The 20240-nt window shown below is 43.9% G+C and carries 19 protein-coding genes; 7 read left to right on the forward strand and 12 right to left on the reverse strand.

Going from position 1 to position 20240, the window contains the following annotated elements; all coding sequences use genetic code 11:
• The first annotated feature begins 9 nt into the window (after positions 1–9).
• Genes OCV27_RS04455 through OCV27_RS04470 form a run of 4 tightly spaced genes read left to right on the forward strand, consistent with a single transcriptional unit; the run spans position 10 to position 3895 of the window.
• Positions 10–555, forward strand: a complete 546-nt coding sequence (locus OCV27_RS04455) for a rod-binding protein (RefSeq protein WP_125319471.1) — start codon at positions 10–12, stop codon at positions 553–555.
• A complete protein-coding gene (gene flgK / locus OCV27_RS04460; RefSeq protein WP_125319472.1) occupies positions 556–1929 on the forward strand; it encodes a flagellar hook-associated protein FlgK in 1374 nt (457 codons plus the stop codon). It abuts the gene before it with no gap.
• 15 nt (positions 1930–1944) lie between these two features.
• Complete coding sequence (gene flgL, locus OCV27_RS04465) at positions 1945–2841, forward strand: flagellar hook-associated protein FlgL (RefSeq protein WP_125319473.1); 897 nt, start codon at positions 1945–1947, stop codon at positions 2839–2841.
• 10 nt (positions 2842–2851) lie between these two features.
• Positions 2852–3895, forward strand: coding sequence for a flagellin (locus OCV27_RS04470; protein ID WP_125319474.1), 1044 nt, complete (start codon positions 2852–2854; stop codon positions 3893–3895).
• On the opposite strand, the gene OCV27_RS04475 is transcribed toward OCV27_RS04470, so the two are convergent.
• Positions 3892–4893, reverse strand: coding sequence for a metal-dependent hydrolase (locus tag OCV27_RS04475; RefSeq protein ID WP_125319475.1), 1002 nt, complete (start codon positions 4891–4893; stop codon positions 3892–3894). The genes OCV27_RS04470 and OCV27_RS04475 overlap by 4 nt on opposite strands.
• Positions 4894–5162: 269 nt before the next feature.
• Between OCV27_RS04475 and OCV27_RS04480 the strand changes: the two genes are divergently transcribed.
• Positions 5163–5864: a substrate-binding periplasmic protein gene (locus OCV27_RS04480; RefSeq protein WP_185759721.1), complete on the forward strand. Its 702-nt coding sequence runs from the start codon at positions 5163–5165 to the stop codon at positions 5862–5864.
• A 135-nt stretch (positions 5865–5999) separates the two neighbouring features.
• Here the strand turns inward: OCV27_RS04480 and OCV27_RS04485 are convergent, their stop codons facing one another.
• The 11 genes from OCV27_RS04485 to fliD all read right to left on the reverse strand — a co-directional run bounded on the left by OCV27_RS04485 (position 6000) and on the right by fliD (position 14704).
• On the reverse strand, positions 6000–6533 hold the full coding sequence (locus tag OCV27_RS04485; RefSeq protein WP_125319477.1) for an Ail/Lom family outer membrane beta-barrel protein: 534 nt from the start codon (positions 6531–6533) through the stop codon (positions 6000–6002).
• A gap of 588 nt (positions 6534–7121) precedes the next feature.
• Complete coding sequence (locus tag OCV27_RS04490; protein ID WP_125323488.1) at positions 7122–8075, reverse strand: catalase; 954 nt, start codon at positions 8073–8075, stop codon at positions 7122–7124.
• A 157-nt stretch (positions 8076–8232) separates the two neighbouring features.
• The gene (locus tag OCV27_RS04495; RefSeq protein WP_125322564.1) at positions 8233–8520 is read right to left on the reverse strand and encodes a hypothetical protein; all 288 of its coding nucleotides are present in this window, start codon (positions 8518–8520) and stop codon (positions 8233–8235) included.
• Positions 8521–8570: 50 nt separating this feature from the next.
• Positions 8571–9563 carry a flagellar motor protein MotB gene (locus tag OCV27_RS04500; protein WP_125322562.1) on the reverse strand — a complete coding sequence of 331 codons (993 nt, stop codon included), beginning with the start codon at positions 9561–9563 and terminating at the stop codon, positions 8571–8573.
• A 2-nt stretch (positions 9564–9565) separates the two neighbouring features.
• A complete protein-coding gene (gene motA, locus OCV27_RS04505) occupies positions 9566–10420 on the reverse strand; it encodes a flagellar motor stator protein MotA (protein WP_125322561.1) in 855 nt (284 codons plus the stop codon).
• 9 nt (positions 10421–10429) lie between these two features.
• The gene (locus OCV27_RS04510) at positions 10430–11158 is read right to left on the reverse strand and encodes a FliA/WhiG family RNA polymerase sigma factor (protein WP_125322560.1); all 729 of its coding nucleotides are present in this window, start codon (positions 11156–11158) and stop codon (positions 10430–10432) included.
• An 11-nt stretch (positions 11159–11169) separates the two neighbouring features.
• Entirely contained in the window at positions 11170–11667 is a 498-nt protein-coding gene (locus OCV27_RS04515; protein WP_125322559.1) for a flagellar basal body-associated FliL family protein, read from the reverse strand.
• 14 nt (positions 11668–11681) lie between these two features.
• Positions 11682–12659 (reverse strand): flagellar hook-length control protein FliK, encoded by a 978-nt coding sequence (locus tag OCV27_RS04520; protein WP_125322558.1) that lies wholly within the window; start codon positions 12657–12659, stop codon positions 11682–11684.
• A gap of 2 nt (positions 12660–12661) precedes the next feature.
• Positions 12662–12976, reverse strand: a complete 315-nt coding sequence (locus tag OCV27_RS04525) for a LafD (protein ID WP_125322557.1) — start codon at positions 12974–12976, stop codon at positions 12662–12664.
• The gene (gene fliS / locus OCV27_RS04530) at positions 12960–13346 is read right to left on the reverse strand and encodes a flagellar export chaperone FliS (protein ID WP_125322556.1); all 387 of its coding nucleotides are present in this window, start codon (positions 13344–13346) and stop codon (positions 12960–12962) included. The genes OCV27_RS04525 and fliS overlap by 17 nt, the downstream gene beginning before the upstream one ends.
• A gap of 20 nt (positions 13347–13366) precedes the next feature.
• Positions 13367–14704, reverse strand: coding sequence for a flagellar filament capping protein FliD (fliD, locus tag OCV27_RS04535; RefSeq protein ID WP_125322555.1), 1338 nt, complete (start codon positions 14702–14704; stop codon positions 13367–13369).
• Positions 14705–15371: 667 nt separating this feature from the next.
• Between fliD and OCV27_RS04540 the strand changes: the two genes are divergently transcribed.
• Complete coding sequence (locus tag OCV27_RS04540; protein ID WP_253820542.1) at positions 15372–15842, forward strand: hypothetical protein; 471 nt, start codon at positions 15372–15374, stop codon at positions 15840–15842.
• 56 nt (positions 15843–15898) lie between these two features.
• On the forward strand, positions 15899–20236 hold the full coding sequence (locus OCV27_RS04545) for a PAAR-like domain-containing protein (protein ID WP_125322553.1): 4338 nt from the start codon (positions 15899–15901) through the stop codon (positions 20234–20236).
• Positions 20237–20240: the final 4 nt, after the last annotated feature.

The following is a 20240-nucleotide window of genomic DNA, read 5'->3' on the forward strand; positions in this document are numbered from 1 at the left end:
GGGATTTATATGAAACTGGATGAGTTAAACCAACAACCATCGATGAGCTCTGTCCTCTATCACGACAATAGCGCACTCGATCAAATAAAACACAACCCTCATTCAGCGCAAGCTTTAGAAAAGGTTGCGGGACAGTTTGAGGCAATGTTTTTGCAAATGGTACTTCGCCAGATGCGCAGCAGTAGTGATGTTTTGGCTGATGAAGACAGCCCTTTCTCAAGCCAAAAACAAGGTGTGTTTCGCGATATGTATGATGGTCAATTATCGATCGAAATAGCCAAAAAACAGCATGCGGGGATTGCTGATATGTTAGTTAAACAGCTTGGTCCTTCGATATCTGAAGTTGAATTTCAAGCTACTGTCATGCAGCCGTCTGCTAATGACCAAACTGCTGAACTGGAAGAAATATCACGCCTTAAACATTCAACTGTTTCTGATTCGACGCAATCACTTCACTCCTTTAGAGATTCAGTCGCCTCAGTTAGACAAGTTTTGGGTGAAATCAGCGCGACGACAGCGTTTGCTCAACCATTGATTCGCAAAGGGGAGCTGTAAATGAATTTGGTTAATATTGCCTTATCAGGCCTAAATACCAATCGAGTTGCATTGGATGTGACGGCGCAAAACGTCTCAAACATTAATACGCCAGGGTATAGCCGCCAACAGGCGCTAATGGCGTCTGTCGCTGGCGCTAAGCATGATAACCTCAGCGCAGGTTCAGGTGTAGAAGTCGCAAGTATCCGGCGAGTAACTGATGAGTTCTTGATTAAACAGACTTGGGCAACGCAAAGTCAGTCTGCTTATGCGACACGTTACAACACGAATATGAGTCAATTAGAAAATACACTTGGAGCAGATGGCTTTAGTCTTTCTGCGGGTTTAGACACATTATTCTCGGCCTTAAACGATGCGACTGTGAAACCTGAATCTATCCCATATCGTCAACAGATAATCAATGAATCTGAAGCATTAGCCCGTCGATTTAATACCCTGACAGAGTCTTTGTCTCACCAGCACAAAGATATGAATGATCAGCGCAGCGCTGGGATAGCCCACGCGAATAGTCTGATGAGTAATATTGCAGATATCAACAAGCAGATTGTTGAAATCAAAGGTACGGGTGGGAACCCAGCCCAGTTACTCGATACTCGTGATAATTTAATTGGTGAGTTATCTAAAGTGGTATCGGTTAAAACAACGTCTCAGGCAGATGGTAGTCTTCAAGTTACCTTGTCTTCAGGGCAGCCCTTAGTGATGGGAGCTGATGCAGCGAAACTTAAGACAACACCCGACCCAAGTGATCCCTACCTAGCTTTGGTACAGGTAGAGTTTGGTGTGCAGAGTTTTGCTACAACAGGGGATTTGGGGGGCCAAATCGGAGCACTCAGCGATTACCAAACAGAGGTACTAAAGCCTTATCTAGGTGCGATTGATGACATGGCTAAGGCCTTGGCTGATGAATTTAATGCCTTGTTTGTAACAGGTAAAGATCTCAATGGTAATGGTGGAAAACCCTTGTTTAGCTTCGATGCAGCTAACCCCGCCGCGAGCTTGACGATTACAGACCTCAACCCAGAGCAATTGGCTTTATCCGCTGATGGTAACCCAGGTAATGCGGATGTGCTGGATAAGCTAATTGCGGTCAGCAACAAAAATGTTGCCATCAGCGGGTTTGGTTCTGTCAGTCTCAATGATGCCTTTGCGGCTATCGTTGGTGAGACGGCAATACAAGCGCGGCAGGCTGATGCAGACTATCAAGCCAAATTGGCAATGAATCAGCAAGCGGTTGCAGCGCGTGATAATGTCAGCGCTGTCAACAGTGATGAGGAGGCGGCTAACTTGATGACATTTGCTAATGCCCATCAAGCCAACATGAAAGTAATCAGCACGGCCAACCAGCTGTTTGATTCAGTCCTTCAATTATTCTAGGTACAGGGAATTCAGATGCGAATCAGTGATACTCAATTTAGCCACATGATGCTGCAAAGTTTGCAACTTAATAATGCCGGTTTAGGTAAAGTGATGCAGCAAATGTCAACCAGTGAACGTTTGACTAAGTTGTCGGATGACCCGATGGCGTCCGTGAAGTTACTTAATCTCGACCGTGAAGGTTCGGCTATTAATCAATACAAAAGTAATATCGCTAATGTCAAAACGGCTCTCAACAGCCAGGAAGTCCATTTAGACTCGGTTAACGAGAGCCTTAAAAGGATGAATGAGTTAGTACTTTGGGGAGCTAATGGCACACTGACTGATGATGAACGAACGGGTATGGTTACCGAATTGGAAAGTCTTCGTGCGTCGGTAGTTTCTTCCTTTAATGCTCAAGACGAAGAGGGACGTTACTTATTTTCTGGAACCAAAACAGATACGCCTGCATTATCAAATGTGGGCGGAAGTTATGTGATTGAAGGAAATAGCGATAAGCGAGTAGTGACGGTTGCTAAAGGTGTGACGATGGAAGCTAATATGACAGCAGTGGAAATTCTTGATCTTGGTGGTAGCCATGTTTTGAATGAACTTGATGCCATTATTGCTGAGTTTAAGGCACCAAGCGCAGCATTTCGAAGTACTGTCGAGACTGCATTAAGTACTATTGAAGCAACGTCAAGTCAGGTACTGGCCGCTATGACCCAAATGGGTGGGCGTCATAATAATCTCGATCTTATGGACAGTGCTCATGGTGAAAACAAGTTGTTTGTAGATAAAGTGAAAGGCGATCTTTCGATGCTAGATTATGGCGAAGCTTCGGTGCGCCTGAGTCGGTATATGACGGCATTGCAGGCGACTCAAGCCAGCTATGTGAAAATTGATGGCCTGAATCTTTTTGATCGTATTTGAGAACCCCACTATGGTAATGAGTACTCTAGAGGTTCGTCCGCAGAATGTGGCTTTAACCACACATGATAGAACCTCAATTTCTCCTCCTCGCTTTTCACACCCTAACAGTGATGTCAACGCCACTAAAGTGGTCTCTCATCATCAAGCGCCAGCATCATTTTCTGTATCGGGAATGTTACTGACTCAAGGGCAACAAAATGCAACTTCGTTGCAGATAGCTACTCGTTCGTATCAGGTGATTGGCGTTGAGCTGACGAAAATCAAGCAAGGTCTTACCCGTGCAATGCAGATGGGTAATGCACAATCGTCGTCTTTACAGCAAGGGTTATCGAGTTCGAAACGCACCATTGAACAAGCTATAGATACAGCTCGATTTGATGGCAAAAAGGTGATTGATAATCAGTTGGTACTTAAACTTAATCAAGCAGATATGCGGCGCTTTTCTATCCCAGGTCTCGACATTCATCGTTTAGGTGATAAAGCTGAACAAATCCGCTTGGATTTCCCGCAAGGTCACTCAGTAATGGTTGAGTTTGATGGCCAATCAGAGGGGAAGCAAGTTGTTAAAATGCTTGATCGTAGCTTGATTCCACTTGGACTGCGGGCCTCTCTTTCTCAGCAAGGGACTATCATTTTTGAAGCATCTGAAAAAGCTTATGGTCAGATGCAAAAACAGGTTCGAGTCACAGGTCAAGGCCATCGCTTTCCCGCAGGGCAATCCAATGTGATGACCTTGCAAGCTGAACCTGAAGGCGTAGCAGAACTTAGCTTTGAGCTAGGCTCTCGTGCAGGTCTAAAAAGCAGTATTGCTCAAGTTAATAAGTTGTTATGGCAAGCACGTCAAGGCCTGGAACAGGCAAGTTCCATTAAGGCTGAACTCAATGGGAAAATGCAAGCTTTGCACCAAAGCTCTGCAGTGATTTCGGCAAATCAGGTAGAAGATAAGCTCAAGGCATTTGATCCATCCAGTGGAGGTTTTTCTAATGTATTGATGTCTCTTGGCGCACAAGCTAATGTTAAGCGCCACTCTGTGGTGGCACTGCTGAGAGACTAGAAATCCATTAACATATCCAAGAAAACTTTCCTTGAAGCAGGGCTGTTGTCTCTATGCGTTATGAACTCGACATGCTGATCTGCATTTGCAGACGTTGATAGCCCAATGCTCCAGAGCGCTTTTAATTGGTTAGGAACGATTGAGTAACGTACGTCGATAATCCGCAACGGGTTTTCAGGATCTTGTGCGATAAAGCCGTGTGAAAAATGGCGAAAACGCTCAATATCCTTGGTTTGTTGTGAGCCAGTATCAAGCCAAGGCAAGTCCCTTGTAATGTCTAGTTTATCGATAGATTCACCAGAGTATACCTTTGCCGTTGTACCCATCCTGACGGCATCAACAAAGTACTTGTCTTCAGTTTCATAAATTACTTTCCACAGTATAATATTGGCGAAACTAGGCTTGGCTTCCATTCGAAGTGGTACATGCTGACGTTTTTTTGCCAGTTGCCAGCCTATCTCTTCCGCTCTGTCTCTTTGAAACATCCCAATGGTTGGATAGAGCAGAGCCCAAAAAAAAGCGATGCGTGCAAACCATGAATTTTTCTTTAACACGGTGAATATGAGCAAGATGATAATCGGCAACGTAAACGCAGGATCTATGATTGAGATTGTATTCCAAGCGAAGCGTTCGTTAGTGAGTGGCCAAAACAATTGGGTGCCATAAGAAGTGCAAAAATCAAGTAAACCATGGGTGCCATAACCTAATGCGCAATAAAGCCAACTTTGTTTAAATGATAATCCGTGTTTTTTGCCGATCAATGGATGCAAAACCAAAGCGCAAATCAGACTTCCGAATGGAACAAATAGTAGTGAATGGGTAAATTGACGATGAAATTCTAAAAACAACAAGGGATCATGTGATGATCGAATTAGAACGTCTAAATCGGGTGCCATGCCAGCGAGTAAACCCAATATTCCAGCAACAACTAAGTGTTGCTTCTTACTCACTGATTGCGGTAATGCTGCGCCCAGCAAACCTTGTGTTAATGGATCCATTACTTCTCCAGTTGCTAACTATCGATACTGACATTATATCCTGCAGGTTATGACTAAAGTACGTGGTGTGCCAGTAAGAAGTGCACAACTTCAAATGATTCATGATATTAAAACCTAAGCTTGAGCTGGAGTGGTGCTCTGAGTCTGATTTATAGACTAGACTTTACTGATAGCATTTTGTGAAGACAGAGGAGAAGGCAATGATGCCAAAGGCCTTGAGCTTGATTTTATTTCTTTTCGTGGCGATAGGGCCCGTAAAGGGCAACGAAGTGATCTTAAGTGCTGATTTGTGGTGTCCATATACTTGCGAACCATCTGCAAAAGATAAAGGAATTTTGGTCGATGCGATTGAGAGTATTTTGCAACAGTCTGGTCATAAACTTGATTATCAGCTAGTCAATTGGGCCAGAGCGATTAAGATGACACGGAGTGGAAAGTATGACGGTATAGTTGGTGCTTATATAAGCGATGCGCCAGATTTTGTTTTTCATACCGAGCCGATTCAAATTTCTAAAATGTGTTTTTTTGTAAAAAAAAATGATCAATGGAAATATTTTGGTAAGGATACGTTAAAAAACCGCAAAATATCTGTTGTTAATGCTTATTCATACGGTGAGTATTTTGATAACTATATCGTGAAAAATCATAATCAAGGGGATAAGTCGATTGTCCAAATTTCAGGGATGGATATAACACAGACGCGAGTTGAACAGCTTAATAGTAACCAGATTGATACAGTATTAGAGGATTGGCGAGTCTTTCCATATAACATAAGTAACTATAAAAAAAATAATGAAGTTCAGGGAGATATGGAATTTAAAAATGTTGGTTGCTTGCCTGGTGAGGGGCTTTATATCGCCTTATCTCCGGGTAGTAATACATCTAAGGGTTATGCAGAAATTATCAATAAAGGCCTCAAGCAGCTAGCAGATTCAGGTAAGTTGAATGAAATCATCAGCCGCTATGAATGAATATAATTTTAACTTTTTCTTCAAAAAACCCGATATCAGTAAGCTGATATCGGGTTTTTCATTACTTATAAGCACTCAATTGATAATCATTTTTTAATGATCAAACTTAACTTAATTAAGGGAGTAATTGAGAAATTAGAAGCGGTAGCCAAGAGAAACTGAATAGCTCAGAGCTCTAGCATCGCTGAGGTGTTCGCTTAGCTCAACACCTGTATTAATAGCAAAGCTTTTGGAAAGGTTGAACTCAAAACCACCACCTGCTGCGAAGCTTTCATCTTCAATTTTTGATGTTGTGCGGCCTAATTGCTTATTTTCTATTTCCAATCGAGCGTAACCGACAGTTGCATAGGCACTGACAACTTCATTGATTCGGTATGTTGGGCCGATATGGAAGCTGCCATAGCTGCGATTTGTTTCTGAAACAGTGGTAATGGTTAGCCCTGGGTCAATGCGAGACCTAGAGTCACTATCTGCTGTGCCCGTTAAGCTAGCAATAAAGCCAACTGGACTAGTACCTTCATAACGGTATTTTAGAGTTAATCCATGTAGTGCGCTATCAATATGTTTGATGTCTGTTTGTGCATAACCAAGGCTAACGGTATGCTCTGCAGCCTGAGCATTAAACGTTGCTGCACCAAGTAGGGCTGCAATAGTAATGGTCTTTTTCATACATTTCTCTTTATCAATTGACATCCAGGCATATGGATGAATAGTTAAATAACTACTGACAATGATGTTAATAGAGTTGATTTGTAATACCAATACCTTAAGGGTGGGAACATTGTAATATTTCTTTAATATATGTTTCTGTCATTAATATTTTGATAATGTTATGGACTAAATAAATCTGATAACTCAATGTTTTTTGTATTTAAATAGTAAATATACTTTATGTTCTCTCGGTATGAATACATTTAAAAATTAAAGTTATAGATATGTTAAATTTGATAAAAAATTATTTTTAATGTTTTTATTTTGTTTGCAATATATTATTTAACGTTTGTCTTGGAAGATAAGATTATTGATGTGAACTTATTTATACTTGCTATGATTATTAATCATCTACCAAAAGGAAGATAAATAAATGAGGACTAATATTCTTTTATATTGCATTTCTTGTAATCATTCTCAATTATAAAAATAAAATTAAACATGCTAACGAGTTTTTCAGATGTTTTGAAATTTAACACAAAATTGAAACTACTTTCCTGTAAGTCGTGGGAGGGCATGCCCTCCCAATATTCGCTTACTCAGAAACTATTGCTCAGAAAGTCTTCTTCCAAGCCCTACTGCGTAGATGGCTGAGCGCGCCGCTAGCATAGGATCTTCTGATGGAGAAAAGCCTTTGCTTATCGCTAGTGGGTCAAAGTTCATGGTCGCGCAAGACCCTTCGCTTTCTGGGGTAGCTTGTTTTACGGTCAATCTTGCGACTGTCATGCTTTTGTTATCATCACTCCACTTGATATGCGGATTTAAAATATCGTCGCTTGGTTTGGCGAGCGTTAATACCATATCCCAAGAAACACCACCTTTTTTAAGGTTGGCTTGCATATTTTCTAAAAAGAAATCCGTTTGTGGCGTTTTGACTATGCCATGTTCACCTGAAGGGACAAATGACCAACGGACAGGTGTTTTCTTACCTTGGTTGTTCACCAAATAAAAGGTGTTAATGCTGTTGTATGTTGCACCTTCATAAGGGTGCAGTTGATCACTTAGAGCGGCATGATATTTTTTATATTCTTGAATTTCTGGATGACTTGTGACGAAGGCTTTTGTGGCTTCTGGACCATTTGCTTGAGCTTCAAGAAACGCCATAAAGTCTGCAACTGTTGAGGTTGGAAAGAAATGCTCGGTGTTCATACTCATCATATGAATGCTGTTATCAGCAGTGGTGATTTTAAAGGCAAGGCCATAATGCCCAGGTTTATTGTCTGCTGGATTGGCTTTACCGCCTTTATGCGATACTCGACCATACACCTTGGATGTTTCAGTAAATATAGGGCTGTTTGATAATTCCCTTACTGAGCTATCGACAGGTGTAAATTCACCCTCAAAGCAGAAGCCTTTGGTGTGGTTTCTACGTTTTCCTTCCGTTACACCAAATAGTTTCTCAAACGTATCTAGGTGTTGTGTTGGGCTTCTTTGTTCTTGGGCCAAGTTTGGTGTGGCAACTAAAGCTAGGCTGGTGGCTAAGGCAACTTTATTCAACATATCTCGATTCCTATTTTGGGCAATTAAATTGTGCACAATTTAATTTGTAACAAAAAATAATCTCTGTGTATACAAAATAATGATAATTTAATTATTAAATTTAAATGAATGAGGAAGAGCCTGAGGTGAAATAAGGCCCAAAAATGATGGTAAGTGCTTAGACAAGAAAGAAAAAGTACAAGAAGCAAACAAAGGCTAATAAGGTTGCCGACAGGGTGGGATAAATAATATAGGCGTCACGCTTATTGGTACGCTGAAAGCATAGGAAGCTCAGCAGCACATTATAGATAAGCAGTAAGGTGCTAATGGCAGTGCCGCCGTTTAGCGTTAGCTCATACAACTGGAAGAGAAATAAAGACAGCAATCCATAATCTATGACGATAAGCCATAAAAAGGCTTTTCGAAGTGGATCTTTTTTCACGGGCTGATGGACAAATTGAGACATGTGGATAATTACGCTTGAGTTATCAGGCGCCACTAGAGCGCCTGTTGGAGTTAAAGTTGGTGAAGAGGTAGTGTTTCTTTAGCAGACGCTTCGCGCGCGCCAATTACCTTGTGACGAACCACAGGTTGGTTCAGGGCTGCTTGTTGCTTGGCGTGCTCAATAGGATTGTTAGGCCTATCGGCAAAAAGTGTTTCCAAGATTTTGGCCGCTGGCGTGGTAAGAACAAAAAGTTCAATCCGGCGGTTTTCACTCGACTCAGGGTCGGAGTCGTTGAGCAAAGCCCTATCGGACATTCCTGTTACTTGCAATACGCGCTTGTCTGGCATGCCACCAGCGACCAGAGTATGTCTGGCAACATTGGCACGCGATGCAGACAAATCCCAATTTGAGCGTCGATCTAAATGCCCTATATAACGCGTAGAATCTGTATGCCCACTGATAATTACAGGGTTTTCAACCCGTTTGAAAATCGGAGCTAAGGCCAACAACAGGTCTTCAAAAAATGGCGTTAACTGGGATGCGCCACGGCTAAACATGTATTGACGCTCGTCATCTTGCAGCACAATTCGCAGGCCTTGAGGCGTGATAGAAACATGGACATTACCCTGCGCGTTGATTTGCTTAACTACGTCCTTGATCACTTTAGCGAGTGCGGCCAAGCGCTCCTGGGTGTCAAACTTGCCGGGAATAAGAGCATTTGTTTCTGGTCCATCACCATCCCCTTGAAAAAATGAACTGACCATGTGAGTCGAGTCATGGCGACTTGGCACCGAAGAATCGGTGGCCAAATCAATAGGCGAGATACTTTTTTGAGTATCAAATGGGTTGCCATTACTTTTCTCAAACACGCTAGCACTTTGAAGATGAGCCATAATCGCACGGCGATCTTCTTTATCGACAATTTGCATCACCCATAAGACCAAAAACAACGCCATGAGGGCGATCATAAAGTCGGCAAATGCGACTTTCCACGCTCCGCCACGATAGTCGTCGTGCTCTAGACTTTTGCTTCGCTTGAATACAACCTGTTGTTGTCTTTGCATGTTTACTCCTGCTCAGCGAGCCACTTCTCCATTTGGTTAAAGGTCGGCTTAATGTCTAACTGAATATGTTTACGACCAGCATCAATGGCTAGCAAAGTTGGTTTTTTCGCTGCATAAGCCACTAGCGTTGCTCTGACACATTCAAACGCCGTCATATTGCGTCTTACACGCTGCGCCATAGCATTACTTAAAGGGTCAAGGCAGCAATAACAGCCGAATATACCGATAAAGGTTCCGACCAGCGCGGCGGCGACATGGTAGCCAACCAGTGCAATTGAGCCATCAATAGCTTGCATCGTGATAATGATGCCGCCGACAGCCGCGAGAATGCCAAAGCCTGGCAATGCTTCAGCGGTTCGATGCATAGAACGCGATGGCAGCAACATTTCTGTCTGGATGGCTTCAATTTCTTGTTCTAAAAGGCCTTCTAGTTCATGAGGCGACATTTGTCCCATAGCCATTAAACGAAAGTTGTCGGTAATAAAAGAAATCAGCCGATAATCTGCGCCCACTTTGGGGTAGGCAAGAAAAATCGAACTGTGGTGCGGTGCTTCAATGTGAGAGTCGAGAAACTTAAACCCTCGGCTACGTCCAATTTCAAGCAAGTGATTGAGAAGGGCCATCAGCTCCATATAATACTGATACTCTTCTTTGGGTGCTGACATAGTGGCTTTAACTTGGCGACGCATTTCTTTGAGCACTTGAGGCGGATTACCAATAATCAGTGAGCCAACTGCTGCACCGATGATGATTAAAAATTCAGCCGGTTGCCAGATGGCGCCGAGCCGGCCGCCAGCCCACATATATCCGCCAAAGACACAGAGTAAAACGGTGATGGCTCCAAAAAACTTTTGCATGTGTGACTCCTAGGAGGATAAGTAGTGGTTGAGTTGTTTGAGTGCTTTCTTATGCAGCTGACAAATTCGCGGCGGCGTTAAATCAAGCACCAAGGCGATTTCATTAAGGTTGAGTTCGTGTTGATAAAACAAGGTCAGCAGCAGTTGATCTCGTTGAGGCAGCCTTTCTAGCGCCGCATCAAGGCTGCGGCGAGTATGCTCATGGTCCATGCCGTCATAACTGGCATTGGATTGTGTATCGACCCCATTTTCAAGCAACTGATCTAAGCTTTGCATTTCACCGGCAAGTGACGCATTTTGCCGCGTCAGCAAATCGCTTTTATCTGTCCCCAGCACTTGGATGATTTCGGCATCTGTGGGTTGACGTCCTAGCTTGCGCATTAAGTCTCGCGTTACGTCGTTTAGCTCATGAGCTTGTTGGCGGGTTTGGCGCGAGCGCCAATCAAGGCGGCGCAACTCATCTAAGATCGAGCCACGAATACGACAGACGGCAAAGGCCGGAAAGTTATCATCGTCGACATTGCCATAGCGACGTCCTGCTTCAAGCAAACCGATAAGGCCAATTTGCTGCATGTCCTCAATGCTACATTGTGGGCTCACATGTACTCTAAGTTGATTAACAATCCGGTTGACCAACACCTTGTGCTGTTTTAACAATGCGGCTTCATCTAAAGCGTTTTGTGCTGCGAGGCGTTGGCCTTGCATACCGTATTCCTGTTCAATGTTCATATCCAACATAGTCGCGCTCCTTATTGCACGACATATTTGGTCAGCAATACATCATCGATATCACGCACAATATCGGTCTTTTGAAATGCGAGTAAGACGGTCTGCTTTATTTCATTTTGTAGCTGGTCAATCGCACCATCTTGGCGCAGATCATCGTAGGTTTTATCGCTAAACAGTTTGAGTAGGGCATTACGTACTACAGGCATATAGTCATTGATATTTTCAATTCTCTTAGGGCGACGAGTTTCTACCGCGACTTCGAGCATCACGAAATGAGTTTGGCGTTTACCTTTGACACTCAAGACGATTTTCTCCAGAGCATGAAAGCTTGGTTGGTGCGCTCGGTTCGGATCTTCTGCTAAAAAACCTAAAAGTGAATCATCGACCCAAGAGTCTGCGTTCGCTTGCTGATGAGATTGTTTAACTAACCAGATACCACCAAAGACGGTGGTAGCAGAAACCAGAGCACTGGTTAGGATCATGGCGGCAAATACCGCGATCATTTGTTGTTTTGTCATTGCGCTATTCCTAGTTAAGCGTGAGTACTGAGCCAATGCTCTGACGGGCTAAGTGAAAGTTGATTGTCTGGGTCTTCGTTGCTGTCAAAGATCACCGCGTGTTGCTCGTCGTACCGATTCGATTGGCCTTGCGGGGTATCACCAGAGCCGACATTGACATCAACATGTAAAAAATTGTGATTTTGCAGCTCAGCTCTGAGCCTGTCTGAGACTTGCATCAGCGCTTCGCGTGTCGCTGAACTATTGGCATGGATTTGTACGCTCAGCTTGCCGCCTTCCACTCGAACCATTAAATCCATCTTGCCAAGTTCTGGCGGATCGAGGCGTATTTGCGCTTGCTGCAAATTTTGCTGCGCTTGAACAGACACCCTGTCATGTAGCACTTGCATCATTTGCTCGCCCCACTTGGCTGCACTAGTGTCGACTTTTATGGCTGCCCACTGAGCAGTGGGCGAGCTTGCCTCAAGGTTATTGCTTGGCTGTGCTTGAGTTTGAATGGGCGTGGCGCTTAACCCATTTTGTAGCGCGGTCATGGTGATAGGAGCTGAGCTTTCGATAGGCGGTGTACTTGCGGTCGCCACTTTGCTTGAAGCCGCGATATTGGTCAGAATATGAGTTGGGCTGGACTGCTGCGAAAGCGTTAAGTGAGTTTGCCCTTTTGCTGACATCGAGGGCTGAAATCCTGCTTCTATCCCAGAACTAACGCTTTTTAGATTGAGCGCCTCGTTTTCGCTACCAAAGCTTTGCGTATAAGGTAAAGCGAGCATTTGATGGGCGTCTGGTAGTTCAGCTACAGCATCTTGCGCATCGGTTTGGACCTCTTGCTTTGTGACTTTGGCCTGTACGAGCGAAAACCTTGTACTGAGTGATTGCGCTTCACCTGTTGTGCGTGCTTTTTGAACTGAGCCTTGCCCAGCTGATGCTTGCGGGCCCGATGCTTGCTCACTTGATGATTGCAGCTTTGACGGCATGGCGAGTGACGATGTTTGCATGGCTAAGACTCCAGATTCATGGCCAATTGATAGGCTTTGGCTCTTTCGTGCTGAGCATTGACCACATTAATGCCCGTTTCCATATCGCCAATGGCGTTATTGAGCGCCTCAAGAGCTAACTTATGCTCTGCTTTGACATCTGCAATTACAGCGACAAAGTTGGCATCCTTAAGGTAGGGTTTATGGACGGTTAGCAGTTCCCTTAACTGCAAGTCATATCGTTTTAGCGAATGCCAATCTTGGGTTTTGGTTGCAATGTGAATCAACTTAGCAAGATGGCGAAATCGCTCAGGGGAGACTTTATATTTGCTGACCAAAACTCATCCACCCTGCACGTATGTTATTCATTACATGTTCGACGTTAGTCAGCTTATCTAGGCTGTTATTGACGCTGGCGTGGTAAAGCTCTACTTGGCAAAAATCATAAAGCTGGTGGAGGCTTTGTGCGATTTCTCCACCATTATCACTGTCAAGGGCGCTATCGAGCCCAACCAAAATATTCATGCACTTATTGATGCCTGTCCCTTTTTCGGCCAGTCGACCTGAGGCAATGTGCCCACGTACGCGTTCAATTTCATTGAGCAGGCCGTCAATCAGCATGACCACCAATTGATGGGGGTTGGCCGCAGCGGCCTGTGCGTCGAGATCAACCTGTTGATAAGAGCTATAGCCTGAATCCATTAACATAAAACATCTCCTAATAGTGGTTAACCAAACAGCGATTGGGTTTGGCTCATTTGGCGCATGATGGTATTCATTTGGGCAAATTGCTTGAGATAGCGGTCGTAGGACATGTCGAATTTACGCTCCAGTGCAACCTTCTTATCGTCCATGCGATCGATGTTTTCTCTCAATGCATCTTTGCGTGATTTAAATAGTCCTGAAGAAAATTGCAGGTAAGGCTCGACCAGCTCATCGAGCGAATCGAGTAAGTTGTCATCACCATTAAACATGGCTTCCAACGTCGCGCTATTATTGGTTTGCGCTTTTTCAAATCTTTCTGAGTCGAGCTTCATCTTGCCATCGCGGCCAATTTCTATTCCGATCTGGTTGAGTCTCATGCCGGCAAACTCGCCGCGCACCGCAGATTTAACCTGACTCTCAATCGAACGTAGGGTAGGGTCGCTGGCAAGTGCGGCGCGAGTATTGGTCTCTGGATCGACTTTGCTGTAAGTATCTAGCGTCGACATCAGACTGTTGTAGGCATCGATAAACTGAGTCACTTGCTCTTTGGTGCCCTCTTTGTCACCTTCAACGCTCAGTGTTAGGGGAGATTCGCTACTTTCTTGTGCTTTAGTTACAGTAATATCCACCCCATCGATAGCATCGCTAAAGGTATTGCTGCTGCCTTCAAGCTTAAGCCCAGTGCCTTTTTCACCGAGCCAAATGGTGGCGTCTTTGGCTTGGCTAAGGGTAGTGAGGTTTGCAAATGCATCATCAAACCAAGCTTGCCCTGTAGAAGATGCAGAGACCTTGACCGCGTTGTCTTTGCCGGTTTCTTCACTTGAAAGCATAAAGTGAGTTTTGCCACCAGAGCGCACTAAAGTGGCATTCACGCCTGGGTTATCCGCATGGTGATTAATCGCTGAGGAAAGGTCAGCAATGGTCGCTTTGCCATCGCCGTCACTGTCTAAAGTTGATAAATCAATCACAAGCTCTTTGCCGCCAACCTCTAACTTGAGAGTACCTGTTAGCGGCACTTCTGTGGTGGGCTCTAAGGTGCTTGGCATACCCACTGAAACCTGATGAGATGTTGCGACTTGTTCAACAAAAATCTGATAGCTGCCAGTCAGTGCATTTGACTCAGCGCTGGCGGTAAACACACCTTCACTGGATACTTTGGCGCTATTTTTGATTATTCCAGAGCTGCTATTGTTCATGTCGTTGACTGCGGTGCGAAAATCACGCAACGCCGATTCCACTTTACCAAGTGCATCAAGCTTTGATTGATACTGAGAAGCTTGAGCGGTGTAACGTTGCCTGAACGACTGCACATCAAAGGTCGCCAGTTGCTGCGCCATGGTGGCTGGGTCGATTGAACTCATAAGAGTACTCCCTTGTTATTGCGCATGCCCTTAAATGGGCATACAAGACTTGATCTATTGGCTGACGAAATTTTAATTAAATTATGTGTTTTGCAAGACGGGTGCCATCTATTTAATCTTTATTTATCAGCGTTTTAACTGGCATTTGTTCTATTTGCGGAAGTGGGTTTTCCCAGTGAGGTATTCCGCCATTTCCTGTTTAAAACGGCATTTTCCTTATTTGGTTGCTTGACCCTGTTCCCATATGCGATTGTCATAGCAGCTTCCCATATTTGGATGCCTACATTTACAGATGCGACCTATCACGGAGTTTGATTAAACAGAAAGACCGCCTTTGGCTAGGGTCTGTTGGTCTGAGTTATGTGCAGCGTTCTGGCGAGTGAAATACCAGTGGGGTGCAATATGCAGGGTGGCGTTGAACAAGAAGATTATTTGAATTTTTGAAGTAAGATCAAAAAAATTGTGAACTGTTACTGTATTTTGAATTAATTCCACGCGCTAAAAATGCTTTTTATCAGGCTGATTTGATGGCTATTACGCATATGCGATGTGAATCTGACTTTCATATCGCAGGAATAACTAGTTAAATCGACGGATTTGCCTGTTATTTGGACACTTTTCATTCGGCACTAGCGGTGGTAAATTCGCCATCATCTATAGCTATCATATGAGTGTCATTGCAATGAGCGCCACAGTGTTGGGCCCTAATGAAGCATACCTTTATGCGCGTATTGGGCAAATCAAACAGGTACACCCCAGTCATGACAAGGTCAGCGTTGATTTTGAAGGTAACCCAGCGGGAGAGCCCGTATGGGCGTCGATTGGCCGCGCTTTTACTCGCGCGCAGATCAATCTAGCTATTGATAATCAACTGGCTTGTAAGATCGAGTTTATGAATACGGATCCCTCTTTACCGATCTTAACCGATGTCTATTTCTCTTTTCTTGAGCAGAAGTCGCTCATTATCAAAGCAGAAAAGATAATCTTGGAAGGCACAAAGGAGGTTACGCTCAAGAGCAAAAACACCTCAACCCATTATGATGGCCGCAGTGGGCGAGTGACAACTAAGGCAGACTACATTACGTCGCAAGCCGAAAGAAGCAATAAGATCCAAGGGAAAAAAATCGACCTCAATTGAGCCGTTTTGAGTCAATAGCACGCACAAACCCCATCAACCCCAAACGAGAGCAAAGTATGCCAGTCACTATCAATGCCAACGGATTAAGTATTGTTCACAAAGGTTCAGGCGGCGAAGCCAATGCCACTTCTCCTGATGTGTGTTTAACCACAGTAGGCCCTGCGGTGGTGCGTATTTCCTACGGTAACAACGCGAAATCGGCCGACCTTGTCGAAGGCACGACGACAGTTTGCGCCGATGGCGGCAACAGTATTGCGTGCAAAGGCAGTAAATTTGCGGTCAGTACCGGTGATGCTGATGGTGACCAAAAAGGGGTATCTTCGGAGACGATTGAAGATGAAGCCGAATTTATTTCTGCCTCGGCGGATGTGCTTATGGAAGGCAAAGGGGTGTCACGTCTAACTGACCAAATGACGATGAACAAGGGCAACACCATTTGTAGCGGTGTGCAAAACCCAAGTGTGACGGTCGACCCTGAGCTTGATATTCCATCAACGGTCGAGATATGTGCGCGTTACCCAAATGGTAAACTGCTGACTAATGCGCCCTATGTATTAACTGACGAAGGTATTACGCCACTTGGCGCTGGCATGTTAGATGGCTCAGGCGAGTCTTTTGTCTCTGGTTTAAAGCCAGGTAAAGTCAAACTGGCGATAGAAGAGAGCAATGACAACTTTTGTCTTAGCCCAGTTCGCCGCACCAATCCGCATTGCATTGAAGAAATAAGCGACGATGATTTTTTCGATAAGGCGCGTAAACGCCAGCAAGGCTTTTGGCAACCAACACGGGTAGAAACGGGTCTGGCGCCATGGGGCGCGATTGGCCATGAGCTTACCACCGACCGTTATTTTCAAGATATTGTTGAGCTAGAAACGCGCCTGCATTTTACCCATTTGCACCCAGCGACTGAGTTTAGCTTAGAAAAATCCTGTGACACTTTAGTTGGCAATCTAAATATGCCCTTGCCACACACCACAGAAGCCATGCTTGCCTATACGATGCCGATGATACTTGAAGAAGGTGAAATACTCTCGGCAATACTGCGTCTTGCCCCTTATGAAACCTCCGATCGCATGCTGGCTTATATTCGCGCCCGTGGCCAGGGTAATCCGCAAACTTACCTTAATAATTATGACTGGGCGGCGGCGAAAAAAGCCGTTAATGAAAGCTTCGACAGTTTGCTGAAAAAGCTACAAACACGGATTGAGTTTTTGCGCGACCAAGCCAGTAAACTCAAATACGCTTATTTATCCGATGATCTATTTAAAAAGCACATCAACACCATCAAGACCTACGGCAAGGGTTTAACTGAGCTTATCGCGGGCGTGTTTGCCAAAATGCAGCTTAGGGCGTCTACATTGATGAGCAATACCGTCAATGTTAAGGTGATTAAAGCCGCTGATAACGTCTATTCTGCCGAGGCGGGGACGATTGAAACCGTAGTCAACACCACCCAAACACTCGATTTGGTTGAGCCCTTTATGAACGAAGTGGCGGGTAAAATTGCCGATGTGTTGCCGATTTACCCAGTGCGTTATGGCTATGCCAACTTCTTTGACACCATTATGCCGGCTCAAGCGCCGCCCACGTTACCTGAAATGGCCAGTGCCTCTGGCCTCAATGAAACTGGCGGTTATATCTTGCGCCTTTTACGTGAAGGCTGGATTTACATCAAAGAGGAAGAAGGCAAAGCCGACAATGAGCAAATCCATATCTTTCGCTACGCGCAAACGGAAACCGCCACCGGCGTGATTGAAAAATTTGAGAAATACTATTTCACCAACGAAGAAAACGCCCAAGACGGCTTAACGCTCGATATCTCATCCGGCGCGACTTTCTACCCATTTGCCTTTGTCACCAATGGCACACAAAAAATCTCGATTGCTTACTCAGAGCACGAATGGGCCGCTGACATCATAGATAAGATGAACAGCGACTTAGAATGGCGCACCAAAGCCATGCAGCAAGTCGACATGGCCGCCAGCGATGACGTTAGTGACACCGCCACTCAAGACACGTTAAGTAGTTTAGTGGAAGAGTATCGTTCGAAAGATGACAAATGGATGCTAGCTGAAGGCTTAGATAAAGATAATAGTTATGCGCCCGATGTGCTGAGAATTCATAATAATTATTTCCTCTCCGCAGAAGGATTAGTCGAAACGCTCAAAAAAAGTCATAGTGAACATAAAGACGGTGCCTTAGTCGCTTTGTTTGATCCTGTAGGTAGGCAAACAGACTTATCGTTTGCAATGAGTATGATCACCGTACAGCAGAAATCTTCGGAAGAAAAAACGCATTACCCAACCTCTATCGGTACTATTATCAATAAAATGAGGGAGAAAGGATCACCAGAAATTATTGAGATTGTTGAAGAAAATGTTGATACAGGTGCGTTGGATAGCTTCACCAAGGAAATCGACAAGAAAAAAGCCAAGTATACACAGGCTCGCGAACCTCTGTTAGATCTATATGCTCAGTTTGCCTATCAAGACTTAGCCGATGGAACGGTAGGTTCTCTTGATAACTATCTTAAAATGTTTTTTGACGCTGAAAATGCAAAGCCCGCAAGTGCGGTCAGTGAGGTCGAAAAGCTTGCAGTAATTACTCAAGGCTTGTTTGAAAGTTTAAGTTCAAACGAAGAAGGACAAAAAGTTCTTGTGGAGATGATCAATTCAGCTTATGAAAATGATCAGGATATCGCCAACTCTAATAACATGGCTTACATTGTGCTCGAATCTTTGAAGAAATTCTTTTTACAATGCCAAGATCAAGTCGATTGGCACATTATTGTAAAGAATCTTCCTATAGTATTCGGCAAGCTTTGGGCAGAAGCAAAATCTGAGTCTATATACGGTGCAAAGATACTAGGTAAAGGTCAAAGTCACCTCTCTGCCAAAGCCCTTTCTAAATTGGTTAATTCATTTATCCCTACTTTTTTTGAAAAAGTATTTGGAATAATCGAAACAGAGAACAAGGTAAGAGTATCAAAGCAGTATTTGGCTGAAGCATTGGCCCAACTTATCGACTCTGGTGGAAAAAACAGCAGCAAAATCCGCAGCGCAACTCGCCAGTTATCTAGAGCTGAGTCTATGTTTAACTGGTCGGAGAATCAAAGAAATACCCGCTTGAATCAGTATATCCAACAAGCTGAGATCAAAGTTGATTTTGAGCGTGTGGAATTTAAAGGTCGCATCTCGACGACTAAAGCGAATACTCCTATGGACTTTGTCGGTATGCTGGGTGATGGTGCAATGGCAGGAGCGTCTTGGTATTTTAATTTGCAGACTCTATATGATGTATACGCGCAAGGTGAATTCGATTCAGCAGATCCTCTGAGCAATACATTTTATATGTATGAGGATATGAAAGCCATGGGGGCTATATCGGCCATGCTTGTCGATACTGCAGCAGTTGCGCGAACTGGACTCATTTATAGCAATCAATATTTGCTTCAAGCTGGTACAACAAATCTTGCACAAAGGGTGTTACCCAAAACAACGTCAATATTGGAAACACTTGGTTTATGGGCCGAGCGTAAGGTATTTGCAAGGCTTACTGCAGGAGCCAATGTTGCTATGGTTTTTGTATCATTAAGTGATGCATATGAAAGTCATCAAGATGGAAATACAGGTGAAATGCTAGGCCATCTTACCATGGCGACTGGTTCGGCATTGCTTGCTGGTGGTGCATTCTACACATTCAGTTCTTTGGGGTGGGCTATGGCCTTTGGCTTCTTTGCGTTTGCAATAATTGTCATAGGCGGGGTGTTAGTTTGGTTATACAGTAAAAGCCAATTTGAAAAGCTCTTGCACAATTGTTTTTGGGGTCGAAATGACGTTTATAGATTCTGGCATTTCGAAAAAGGCGCAAAGCTAAATATCACGGAAAGATTGAATAAACTTCAAACTTTATATAAAAAAGATACTATTAAAACAGCATACGCTATTGAAGTTCAAGAGTTTATGAATTTATTAATCAAGCCGTCAGTTGAAGTGCATGAAGATAATACTCTCTTTAACAATATTTCCAAATATCAATACACATTTACCCTGCCTAACTTTGTGCTGAATGTGTCTGATATTGTGGCTTCTATCCATAAAAAAGTCATTAACCCATATCAGCAAAAACCATTGGCATATAACTATGAATACAATGAGAAAGCAACCCAAGCATTTTCCAAGGCTATTGCTTTGGCAATGAATGAGCCTGCAAGCCACACGTTTAATAATGGTACGTTGACAGTGACATTTGAAGTTGAAATGGAAGAAGATTGTGTACTTCAATGGTACTATCAGCCATCACCAGATCTGGCAGTACCCATGAGAAGTTTGGTTTTAGATGGCGAAATATCAAGAACTTACCTTGGTATGAGAAATAACGATTACATTGACTAGTCAC

The sequence above is a fragment of the Vibrio pectenicida genome, from assembly GCA_024347015.1.
GTDB lineage: Bacteria > Pseudomonadota > Gammaproteobacteria > Enterobacterales > Vibrionaceae > Vibrio > Vibrio pectenicida.